Origin of the sequence: Brevibacillus sp. MS2.2, assembly GCF_013284345.1 — a bacterium.
Taxonomy (GTDB): Bacteria; Bacillota; Bacilli; order Brevibacillales; family Brevibacillaceae; genus Brevibacillus; species Brevibacillus brevis_C.
Genome location: NZ_JABSUZ010000024.1, coordinates 46811 through 58769 on the forward strand (window position 1 = coordinate 46811; position 11959 = coordinate 58769).

General features: G+C 48.3%; 10 protein-coding genes and 1 other annotated feature. All 10 genes read right to left on the reverse strand.

From position 1 onward, the window contains the following. Window positions 1-88: 88 nt before the first annotated feature. The 10 genes from HP568_RS20155 to HP568_RS20200 all read right to left on the reverse strand — a co-directional run bounded on the left by HP568_RS20155 (window position 89) and on the right by HP568_RS20200 (window position 11936). Window positions 89-676: a Maf family protein gene (locus HP568_RS20155; RefSeq protein ID WP_173630045.1), complete on the reverse strand. Its 588-nt coding sequence runs from the start codon at window positions 674-676 to the stop codon at window positions 89-91. An 8-nt stretch (window positions 677-684) separates the two neighbouring features. Beyond that, window positions 685-924: a DUF4321 domain-containing protein gene (locus HP568_RS20160; protein WP_007726664.1), complete on the reverse strand. Its 240-nt coding sequence runs from the start codon at window positions 922-924 to the stop codon at window positions 685-687. A 159-nt stretch (window positions 925-1083) separates the two neighbouring features. Then, window positions 1084-2376, reverse strand: coding sequence for a hypothetical protein (locus HP568_RS20165; RefSeq protein WP_173630046.1), 1293 nt, complete (start codon window positions 2374-2376; stop codon window positions 1084-1086). Between the two features lie 118 nt (window positions 2377-2494). Next, on the reverse strand, window positions 2495-2929 hold the full coding sequence (locus HP568_RS20170; protein WP_173630047.1) for a prepilin peptidase: 435 nt from the start codon (window positions 2927-2929) through the stop codon (window positions 2495-2497). 104 nt (window positions 2930-3033) lie between these two features. Further along, entirely contained in the window at window positions 3034-4029 is a 996-nt protein-coding gene (locus HP568_RS20175) for a ketoacyl-ACP synthase III (protein ID WP_048032100.1), read from the reverse strand. Between the two features lie 403 nt (window positions 4030-4432). Then, complete coding sequence (gene murC, locus HP568_RS20180; protein ID WP_048032099.1) at window positions 4433-5815, reverse strand: UDP-N-acetylmuramate--L-alanine ligase; 1383 nt, start codon at window positions 5813-5815, stop codon at window positions 4433-4435. A 1-nt stretch (window position 5816) separates the two neighbouring features. Next, complete coding sequence (locus HP568_RS20185) at window positions 5817-7190, reverse strand: bifunctional folylpolyglutamate synthase/dihydrofolate synthase (RefSeq protein ID WP_173630061.1); 1374 nt, start codon at window positions 7188-7190, stop codon at window positions 5817-5819. Window positions 7191-7233: 43 nt separating this feature from the next. Next, the gene (locus HP568_RS20190; RefSeq protein ID WP_173630048.1) at window positions 7234-9906 is read right to left on the reverse strand and encodes a valine--tRNA ligase; all 2673 of its coding nucleotides are present in this window, start codon (window positions 9904-9906) and stop codon (window positions 7234-7236) included. 57 nt (window positions 9907-9963) lie between these two features. Then, window positions 9964-10205: a binding site (T-box leader), on the reverse strand. Between the two features lie 58 nt (window positions 10206-10263). Further along, window positions 10264-10590 carry an STAS domain-containing protein gene (locus tag HP568_RS20195; RefSeq protein WP_007726674.1) on the reverse strand — a complete coding sequence of 109 codons (327 nt, stop codon included), beginning with the start codon at window positions 10588-10590 and terminating at the stop codon, window positions 10264-10266. A gap of 107 nt (window positions 10591-10697) precedes the next feature. Then, on the reverse strand, window positions 10698-11936 hold the full coding sequence (locus HP568_RS20200) for an ATP-binding protein (RefSeq protein WP_048032096.1): 1239 nt from the start codon (window positions 11934-11936) through the stop codon (window positions 10698-10700). Between the last annotated feature and the right edge of the window lie 23 nt (window positions 11937-11959).

Here is an 11959-nt window from a genome sequence, read left to right on the forward strand (position 1 = left end):
CCAGCCATATTCACATTATCGAAAACGGCTGACATGGAGAGGTTCATGAGGCTTATGGCCGTCGCCGCTTGCTTCAAGCATGACAACTTTACAATATCGGTTTCCCAAAACGTGTCAAAAGAGTAGACGTCAGGCCTAACGGAAGACCTACAACAGTGAAATAGTCTCCGGTTATTCCTTCCACGAGCGTGGCTCCAATACCCTGAATGGCGTATGAGCCCGCTTTATCCATCGGCTCACCTGTCGCAATGTACGACTTGATTTCTTGCTCTGTTAAAGCTCGAATTCTTACGTGTGTTAGACTATGTGAGACTTCCGCACGGACTGTCTCCACATCTATCAAGGCGACTCCACTATAAACGGTGTGCTCTTGCCCCTGAAGCATGGACAACATACGAAATGCGTCCATTACATCAACAGGCTTGCCCAGAATTTGGCCATCAAGAACGACTACCGTATCAGATCCTAAAACGACGCCTTCCGTCAAGCGAGAAGCCACTTCCTTGGCCTTGCGCAAAGACAATTCTTCTACTACTTCACTCGCAGATAAATGCTCTGCTGTCGTCTCATCTACATCACTGGTGATGACGGTAAATGATAAGCCTAAAGTTTGCAGAAGCTCCCTTCGACGCGGCGAAGATGAAGCCAGAATGAGAGGAACATTTTTTTTCGTCATTTTTCAACCTACTTTATTCGTCGATGTATCCAAAATGCGAGGGCTAAGCCTCCGATACTGGCTAGATTTAGTTTTACCTGAAAGTTCAGTTCGTACTTCAAAATTTCTAAATCTGCCGCAGGTGACCAAGTAATCTCTTTGCTCTTGGTCAAAAAAGGTAGCCAGGGACTTAAAATCTCCCCGATAATGCTGCCAAACAAAAGTCCACTCACCAACAGAAACACGAGAGTAAGCGTTTCTTTCCCCATTTTCCCAACTCCCTTTTTATAAGGGATTCTCTTTTTGCCAAACATAAGTTTAGCAAATGGGGAGAAGCGAAACAATCCCTGATTGCTCTTGGTAGTTACTGTATAGAAAGAAAAGGCCTCCTGCAAGAAAACCTTGCGGAAGACCATATAAACATTCATTTATGTGGAGGAACGCGCATTTTGAATCCAGCTCGCGTAGCTCTCGAAAAAGGCAAGGACACCCGCCTGTACTTGCCACGCATAGGATTCGGCGCTTTCCACCTTTTTGCCAGCGCTAGCTTCTGCCATTTTGTCTCTGGCTGCAAGCGCTTGATTTACCCCATTTACCATCCCATCTAGCAATGGCTTCCAGGCTTCTTTGGCTTCCATTTTCCGGCTTTCCTCCAGAAATTGGCGGTGAATTTCTTTTAATTCTGCTGTTTCTTTTGCCGTTGGCGATAGTTGGCCTGTCGTAATAATCAGCCCTGATTGTGCTGAAAGTTTTTGGACGAGTTTGACTCCGTGGGTGAAAAAGGCATTCACGTTAGGGTCACCGGATGCGTTAGCGGCTTTTCCGACAGGGACAGTCCCTTCAAAAGCGGGAAAGGAAAATTCTTTGACGTATATATCCATCCCTTTGTTTTTCAAGCTGGTGGCAAAGCCTAGCACAGCATCCCTTGTGGGTGCCGCGGCTGCGAACATGTACTGCTTGCTTGCGTCCTTATAAAGCAAATGAGGAATCCCCGCTTTCTCCAGTGGTTCTACAGCTGTTTGCGGCGATGCATCCGGCTGGAATACTCCTGCCTGTGCAACGTACATGTTTACGGCTGGCAGTTGTAGAGCTATCGCTTTTTGACCCACTGCGTTACCATTCGTCGGCGTCTCTTGCGTTGGCTGGCTTTCATGAGGCAAAACAGGACCTTCCACGCCATTTTTCCCAGCCGCTTGTTCAGTTCCTGCACCTGGCGCGGTAAGTGTCTGGACCGTATCACTCAGAACATTGCCGTACGACTCGGAAAATTCTTTTTGGGAAAAGACCGTCAAAACAAGAAATCCGAACAAGAGTCCAATTGCTATAGCCCCACTTGTTGTTAAAGTCGTACGCCAAAAGGGTCCCTTTGGCCATAATGCTGCGAGCCGACTCCCTGTACTACTCCTGTACCCCTTCTCCTCGGTATCGTCGAAGGCATAATCGGATTCATAGGTATCGTTTGGCTCCTGATCGAAATCAATGTTCGGCTTCGTTTCTTTCGCGGCAGCTCCACGCAGTTGCATCATGCGTTCCCATGCTTCGTTGCCCTTCTCTTTAAACGGGTCAGTAAACGGCAAGGGAGGCGCTTGAATACGAACTCGAGGCGTGTCATCCTTTGGGGTGCGCTTTCTACTTGCTTCCTTTGGGATATCGTCCCGCTTTTCATCCCAGAACCTTCCGTTCATTTTGACCGTCACACGATTTTTATTTTGTCCGCTCATACGCTTGCCCTCCTAGTCACAGGCTCTTTGTACTAGCATACGTTTTGCTCGGACGGGTTATGACTTCTATCTAGTGATTCTATTAAATTTGTTTCTACTACTTATTCCACATGCAATATCAGTAGGCTTCGTTCATATACAAAACGACTGCTATGCCAATCGTCACAAAAGGCGCAAACGGTACTTCGCATTTTATACTTACTTTTCGTATCAGTAACAAGATGAGAGAGACCAGCAAGGCTGCCATGCTCGCAATTGTCAAAACAACTACGAAATCGCGGACCCCAAGTCCATAGCAAACAAGAGCGAACAGCTTCACATCTCCCATCCCAAGCGCAAGCGGCCTGTGCCAGCTGATCCACCCAAAAACCAGTAAACTAAGAATTGCAAAGAGTCCTGCCATCAGCCATTCCATCGGCGAAGAGAGAACATACTCCATAATAGAAATCAGTACAAACCCTGCACCTAATGCAAGATTGGGTATTCGTCTATGACGAAAATCTACCCACGAGAGGTAAAGGCAGAGCCCGAATAATATCACTGCGTTTGCCATTCTTCTTCCCCCAGTCGAAAACTGTTCTTAAGAATACCTTTCATTCCTGGGATAAAAAAACTGCCCAGAATGTCCTGGACAGCCTCTCGATTAATGAACTTGTTTTACGGATTCCAAGTGAACAAAAGGCCAGCGTGGACGAGACCGCCGCCAAACCCATACAACAGAATCGTATCCCCTGCCTTTACTCTGCCTTCCTTGATCCCCAAGGCGAGCGACAATGGAATGGTAGCTGCTGATGTGTTGCCGTAGTGTGTCAGACTGTATAATGTCTTTTCGAGAGGGAACTGGCTCTTCTCGCAAATGGATTCGATCATACGCAAATTGGCACTGTGCGGGATGAACCAGTCGACATCTTCGAGCGTTTTGCCTGCCCGGCTCACAACCTCCTGCATCCCTTTTGGAACAGTTGTTACTGCCCACTTGTACACTTCTCTCCCGTTTTGGACCATGCATCCATTCCCGCTCAATTCTCGTCCGTCCATATGCGCTGACAAGCCTGATCGGTACACATGAATCCCGCCGTCCCCCTTTGAGCCTAAATAGGCGGACAAAAAACCAGGAGCTGTAGAGTCTTGTTCAACCAACACTGCACCCGCTCCGTCCCCGAACAGGATGCACGTCGTACGATCTGTATAGTCGGTTACTTTTGTTAACGTTTCTGCGCCTACTACCAACACTTTGCGATGCAAGCCAGAGCTGATGAGCGCATTTGCCGTATGGAGCGCATACGTAAATCCTGCACAGGTAGCGGAGAGGTCCATGGCTCCCGCCTGCTCGACTTGAAAATGCGCCTGGATTTGACTCGCGACGCTTGGAAATGGATAGTCTGGCGTACTGGTTGCGACCAAAATCATATCGACATCGCGGACATCCTTCCCATAATTTGCAATCATATCGTGGATTGCAGCGATGGCCAGATCACTGGTAAATTCATCTTCCCTTGCCATACGGCGCTCGTGAATACCTGTTCGTTGTAAAATCCACTCATTCGATGTATCCACTAGCTTTTCCATATCTGTATTGGTAAGAACGCGACTCGGCACATACGTACCGATGGCGGTAATTCGCGACTTGAAGGGGCTTGTATTTGTCATCATCCGATCATCACCTTTCGTTTTTATGATCTGATTATAACACTTGATATTAGTATCTGGTACTAATATTTAAAAATAAAAGTCTATGTTGAGTAGTCATAGTGGAGGAGAAGAAAAAGCACAGGTCTCTTCGACTCTGACACGCCAGCAAAGGGGATTCACTGGACGTCTCCACTTAAAAAAGGGGACCGTCGAGCCAAAGCCACCCTACGGGCGGAAGTTTCTCAAGGAAGAAGTGTTCGACGAGCGTGGTCTCCTTTTTTAAGTTCCGACTGGGTAGGCATTGTCAAGGTCTACGAGCCCTGTGCTTTTTCTTCTCACCAGCGTTGTTGGTTTATCGAGACCTTACAAAACTATAAAAAGACTTGAAACCCGTAGGTTCCAAGTCTTCATACGTCTCTATCCGTTACTTCTCTAGCTTTTCAGCCAGCCAGTAAGCGGATTTCCAAATGTCTCCTGCACCCATTGTCAACACGAGGTCTCCCTCTTGCAATCCTTTGAAGACATGCTCCTGCATTTGTTCCTTCGTCGGAATGTACTGCGCACGCGGGTGGCTGTTGGTGCGGATTTTTTGCACCAGCACCTCGGAGGTAACTCCTTCAATCTTTTCTTCTCCCGCTGGGGAGTAGATATCCGTGATGATCACTTCGTCTGCTTCTGCAAAGGCACGGCTGAATTCATCCATGAGGAAATACGTGCGTGTGTATCGTTGTGGCTGAAACACAGCGATTACACGTCTACCCGACGCCCTTGCCCCGCTTAGTGTGGCGATAATTTCCGTTGGATGATGCGCGTAGTCGTCTACGACCAGGACGCCTCGTACATCTCCGATAATTTGGAATCTGCGCTTGGCACCGCTAAAAGTAGACAGTGCCTGTGCAATTTTTTCAAAGGAAAGGCCAATATCCAGGCAAACAATGATCGCAGCCAGCGCATTTGCAATATTATGCTTGCCTGGGACTACGAGACACAATTCACCCAATCGTTCATCCTTGTGATAAATCTGGCACGTGCTGCAACGATCTCCACATTCAATCGAAGTGGCAGAAAACTGTGCTTGCGCCACAAAATTCGGATCGACTGCATACGTCACGACCGTTTTTTCGACGGACGGCATGACTTCACGTACATGTGGATCATCGATACACAGGATCGCTTTTCCATTCGGTTTGAGATGGCTTAAGAACTGGACATACGCCTGTTTCAAATTGTTGAAGTCGCCATCGAAATGCTCCAGATGATCTGCTTCGATGCTCGTCACAATTTCATACATCGGTCTGTATTCCAAAAAGGAACCGTCGCTCTCGTCTGCCTCGGCAATGACATAATCACTGGTACCTGCCTTTGCGTTGGTACCAGCACTCATCAATTCACCACCGATGATAAAAGTCGGGTCTACACCGCACTCTTCCAGCACGTGAGAGATCATCGATGTCGTGGTCGTCTTGCCGTGTGCTCCGGCAACTGCTACTCCTGTGCGCTCATTCAATATGCGAGCAAGCATTTGGGAACGGTGCATGACCGGAATTCCTAATGCTTGACCTGCGATCACCTCAGGATTGTCTTTGGAAATACTGGTGGAGTATACGATGCTGTCTGCTCCCTCCACGTGGGCAGCATTATGGCCAATATGAATGACCGCCCCTCTTGCTTCCAGCTTTTTCGCCAAATCATTCATGGCGACATCGGAGCCGGTTACCTTGTATCCAAGGTCGATCAAGACGCGGGCAATGGCACTCATGCCATAACCGCCGATGCCCACAAAGTGGACGTGTTGGGCCTGATCCACCCTATTCACCTGCCTCTTCTACTATAGTGGGAAAGAATGCGCGTACTTGGGCGATGAAGTAGAGCGAACCGCAGACGACCAACCAGTCATCCGCCTTCGCCGATTGCTTCTCCCGCATCCAAGAAAGGAGAAACGTCCGCCAGTCTGGGACTGCATCGAGAAACTCTTGCTCCCAGCCACCGGCTAAAAACGACTCTTGTAAGCTATTGGCTTCGGCTGCACGCGGGAAGTCAAAGGTTGTCACATGCAGCTTTCTGATTTTTGACTTTACTGGTGCGAGCGACTCTGCCATTTTGGCAAGCGGCTTATCTGCCAATCCAGAAAAGAGCAAATGCAACTGTACTCCGTCCGGCAACAACCGATCCAGACTGCTTACAAGCGCCTCCATTCCTTCCTGATTGTGTGCCCCATCCAAGATAACCATTGGTCTTGGAGAGATGACTTCTAGACGACCAGGCCAACGCGTTTGTTGCAAACCGCGAGATATTTCTTCTTCCTCCAGCAAGAAAGAGAAGTAATTTCGCAGGATATCGATGGTCATTAAAGCAACGGCTGCATTGGTTGTTTGGTGAATGCCATTCATGGTAAGACGGTAGGATGCTTCCGTACGACGGTGAATGCTTTTGTAACGAAACTGCTGTTCACCCAGTTGCTCCTCTACCTGCTCCGCCTGGAAATGTTCACCAATATGATATAGCGTACTCTTCGTTTGTCTTGTGCGCTCCTCAAAAATCGCAAGAAGTTCCGGCCTAACCTCACCTGTGACTACTGGAACACCCGATTTGATAATCCCCGCTTTTTCCCGGGCAATATCTTCCAAGCTTTCTCCCAACACTTGTGTATGATCCATGCCGATATTCGTGATGACCGAAACAAGCGGAAGGACGACGTTCGTCGAATCCAATCGCCCGCCTAGTCCTGTTTCCCATACGACTACCGCTGGTCTCGCCACTCTTGAAAAATAAAGAATGGCGATCAGCGTAATCACTTCAAATTCGGTAGGGGAACCGAACTCTGTTTCTTGTTCGCAGCGTTGCACCCATACCTTGACTTCATTCACCAACTGCAATAGATCTTCTTCCGCGATCATGCTGCCGTTGTAACGGATGCGCTCACGGAAATCAACCAAATAAGGGGAGGTAAATGTACCCACACTATATCCAGCTTCCATCAGCATTTGCGTCAGGAATGCGCAGGTTGAACCTTTTCCATTGGTACCAGCTACATGAATGAATGGGATTCTCCGCTCAGGATGTCCTACTTGCTCCAAAACCCACTGCATCCTCTCAAGCCCCGGCCGTTGACCGAACCTGAGCAATCCATGCAGCCAGTCGAGCGCTTGCGTATATTCTACAAACCCTTCTTCTGCATGCATACCACAATGCTCCATTCTCAAAAATATGCGATGGTATGGCGGATCATTCGCCCTTCAATTCGGCAAGTCGTGCAATCACTTTATCCCGCTTATCCATGTAGTCTGCCATTTTCGCTTTTTCCTCTGCGACTACTTTTTCAGGTGCCTTGGCCATAAATCCAGCATTGTTGAGCTTTTTCTCAATGCGCTCCACTTCGCCGTTGAGTGTCGCCACTTCTTTTTCCAGACGCTTTAGCTCTTGCTCGATATCGATCAAGCCTGCCAGTGGAAGGAACAATTCAGCTCCCGTGATCACAGCAGACATCGCTTTATCAGGCGTAGCCAGATCCAGGCTGATTTCCAGACGCTCAGGGTTGCAGAAACGAGTGAGGTAGTGCTCACCGCGTGTCAGACGCTCAGCGGACAATGCATCGCTTGGCTTGATCAAGAGCTCAATTTTCTTGGACATCGGTACGTTTACTTCTGCACGGATGTTGCGTACGCTGCGGATGATATCCATCAACTGGTTCATTTCGCTTTCTGCTTCAGCATAAATCCATTGCTCGTTAACGGTTGGCCAAGGTGCTACTGTAATGCTCTCGCCTTGGTGAGGCAATGCCTGCCAAATTTCCTCCGTCATGAACGGCATGAACGGATGCAACAGCTTGAGCGTTTGATCCAGAACCGTTACCAGAACGGATTGGGTTGTTTTCTTCGCCGCTTCATCGGTACCATACAGCGGCAGCTTCGCCATCTCGATATACCAGTCACACAGGTCATCCCAAATGAAGTTGTACAGCACACGGCCTGTTTCCCCAAATTCAAATGCATCAGACAGACGGGTTACATCTGCGATTGTCGCTTGCAGGCGGGAGAGAATCCATTTGTCTGGTGTAGACAGCTCACCGCTCAAATCGATTTCCTCGTATTTGAAGTCAGCCAGGTTCATCAAGGCAAAACGGGACGCATTCCAAATCTTGTTCGCGAAGTTGCGGTTTGCCTCCACCTTTTCCCAATAGAATCGTTGGTCATTCCCTGGTGAGTTCCCTGTCGCCAGTGTGTATCGCAGTGCATCCGCTCCGTACTTCTCAATCACTTCCATCGGATCGACGCCGTTTCCGAGTGATTTGGACATTTTGCGGCCCTCGGAGTCGCGAATAATGCCGTGGATCAAGACGGATTCAAACGGACTTTTTCCGGTAAATTCAAGACCTGAGAACATCATACGAGCAACCCAGAAGAAGATGATATCGTAACCTGTTACCAGGACGTTCGTTGGATAGAAGTACTTCATGTCCTCAGATTCTTCCGGCCAGCCTAGTGTGGAGAACGGCCATAGACCAGAGGAGAACCATGTATCGAGAACGTCGTTGTCCTGCTCCAGCTTGTGGCTATGGCAGCTTGGGCACTCAGTCACATCTGTGCGAGATACAATCGTTTCGTTACAATCTCCGCAATACCATGCAGGAATTCGGTGACCCCACCAAAGCTGACGGGAGATGCACCAGTCGCGGATGTTTTCAATCCAACGCAGGTAATTCGTCTTGAAGCGCTCTGGGACGAATTTCACGCTCTCAGGGCTGTTTGCATTAGCCAGTGCTTCGTCAGCCAAAGGCTGCATTTTTACGAACCATTGGGTAGAAAGGTATGGTTCTACAACTGCATCGCTGCGCTCACTATGTCCAACCTGATGAATATGCTCCTCAACCTTGAACATAACACCTTGCTCGGTTAAATCTTTGATGATTTGCTTGCGGCATGCAAAGCGATCCAAGCCTTTATAGATACCAGCCAGCTCGTTCATCGTGCCCGTCTCATCCATGACAACGATTTGTGGCAACTGATGACGAAGACCCAATTCAAAGTCATTCGGATCGTGTGCTGGCGTAATTTTCACAGCGCCAGAGCCAAACTCAGGATCAACGTAGTCATCTGCGACGATTGGAATTTCGCGTCCTACGATTGGCAAAATAACGGTTTTGCCGATCATGTCCTTGTAACGTTCATCTTCCGGATGTACCGCTACAGCCGTATCACCGAGCATTGTTTCAGGACGGGTTGTAGCTACTTCGATATAACCAGTGCCGTCTGCCAATGGGTAACGCATGTGATGCAGCGCACCTTTTACTTCCTTGTAGATCACTTCAATATCGGACAGAGCTGTGCGGGCAGCAGGGTCCCAGTTAATAATGCGGTTGCCACGATAGATCAAGCCTTTTTCGTACAGACGAACAAATACTTCGCGTACAGCTTGGGACAAGCCTTCATCCATCGTAAAACGCTCGCGGGAGTAATCCAGGGCAAGACCGAGCTTTTCCCACTGCTCACGAATATGCGAAGCGTAGATGTGCTTCCACTCCCATACCTTTTCCACGAATTTTTCGCGGCCCAGATCATGGCGAGAGACACCTTCCTCACGCAAGGTAGCTTCTACGCGCGCTTGAGTTGCAATACCAGCGTGGTCCATACCTGGCAAGAACAAGGTGCTGTAGCCTTGCATACGCTTGGTACGCGTAATGATATCTTGCAAAGTCGTATCGAGCGCATGGCCCAAGTGCAATTTACCAGTTACGTTTGGCGGTGGAATGACAATCGTAAACGGACGTTTATTCGGGTCACGTTCTGCCTTGAAAAATTGTTTCTCGATCCAATACGGATACCATTTGTTCTCTGCTGCTTTTGGATCATAGTTTTTCGGCAGCAATTGGTCGATGTCGGTTGTTGGCTGTGTAGACATGTACGACTCCTCCTATTAGCATGACTTGCTTTGCAAAAAATAAAAAAACCCTTCATCGCAAAGGACGAAAGGATTATTTTCGCGGTACCACCTTTGTTAACACACGATAAACGTCAAGCTTATGGTGTGTTCACTCTGACAAGATAACGGTTGCGAACCGGTCTCGGCTAGGCACATGCTTTCACCGAAAAAACTCCTGGGCGACCTTCAGCCATTCAAATCCTTAGAGAATCTCGCAGCAACTGATTCTCCTCTCTGCTAAGGCGTTCTGACTTACTCTTCCCACTCATTGTTCCTATCGTATGTAGTTGTCGTATGATTAGCTTTCACTATTATATACAATCACGCTGTTTGGCGTCAAACCCGTGTTTCGCCCACTTTTCCAACTGCAATGCCTAGTGCTTCGGTAAAACCGAGCACGCCCAAAATATCGAGAATTTCTTCTCGGACATTAACGATTTCTACCTGTTTGCCCATGGCCAACAGTTCTTTCGTGGTAAAAAACAGGCTTCCAATACCGGAAGAATCTACAAAGGAGACACCTTGAAAATCGACGGTAACGGATTGATTTCGCCCTCCATACTGCTGGAGCAATTCACCTACTCGATCTCCTACAGCCATGTCCAACTCTCCGACGAAAAACAATGTAGCCTGTCCGTTCGCCTCTGTTGCGCGGTAGTCCATGCTCAAACTCCTCTCAATAGGTATCGGTACACCCAATCTGCTCGTCCTTTTACTATATTACCCATTTTCATTCACTTGCAAACATTTGGCTTTTTGGAAATGGTTGCTTAACGTGAAAGGATACATTCTAAAATAAGCTTGGTGCCTGCCAGCGAGCTGCTCAAATAAACACGATCACAGTATTGCAGGATCACGTGAAAACCGGCCCCAAGCGAGTGGCGCGTAGAAAATCCTTGTTGTAGGGTAGCTCGCGGAATATCCTCGAGTAAAATGCCTTGTCCTTCATCATGGATCACAGCGCGGCACATCTTTCTGTCATTTGTTAGGTATAACGTAACCACACCGCCATTTCCGTGCTTCAACGTATTGGAAGCAGCTTCGTTGACCGCAACGAGAAACTGCAGCAAGCGCTTATCAGAAATGCCATGTGGTTCCAAAGCTTGCTTGAACAATTTACGCAGTTCTGCAAGCTGCTCCGGTAAACGGATGTCGATTGCCAAGAGCTTATGACCTTCCCGAAGCAAGAAAAATAATTCTTCATCACTAAGCAACAATAGCTTACCTTCTGTGACCACACCCAGAATATCTCTGTAGATCTCCCATTCCCGTCTTTTGCGTTTTCGTTCTTCTGCAATGACGGCCGTGACATCAATCAAGGCGATCCCACAGGTCCGATCTGGCAATACAGATGTGTATAATTCAAACACCTTTGTGCCATCAGTGGTGACAATTTGCTCCCTTACAGAACCACCCGATCCAGCCGCATCTTCGACCAGTCGTTGCATTTCTCGCTCTACTTCCAAACTCGCACGAACGTCACCCAGCGGACGCACTTTCCCTTCATCGTAAAGATAGAGGAAAACGGTCTCGATCTGACGCAGTATGGATAACTTCTGAATCTCTTGTTTTATTAATCGCCCCCGCTCGTCGTCTCGATCCTTCCAATGTAACAAGACGTCTGCCGGGTCCAATTCGCCACTCATGTGCCATGTATGAAATTCTTCCAGAAGCAACCGCTCCAGAACATCTTCCCGTCGCAAAACTTTTTCGATATCGATAATGTAGTACGGATCACCTGCTATACCGCGCAATCCGGTACCAATAATTCGGAAATCATAGGCGAGCTCTATTTCTATGCGTCCGTGCAAAACATGATCAGAACTGCTTAACCCAATGGTCGTCCGACTCACTGCTACCAGCTTCGCCTCGAACGATTCCTTCGTTGCTAGGTTCGTCACCTTTACAGTGCGGGGCGGAACTACTTTGTTCGCTGCACCGCCAGAACGTAGCGCGACAAGGCAATTATCACAAGTGGGATTGTCCGGACAACGCTCACACAAAATCACAGTTCATCCTCCTATTCACGCGC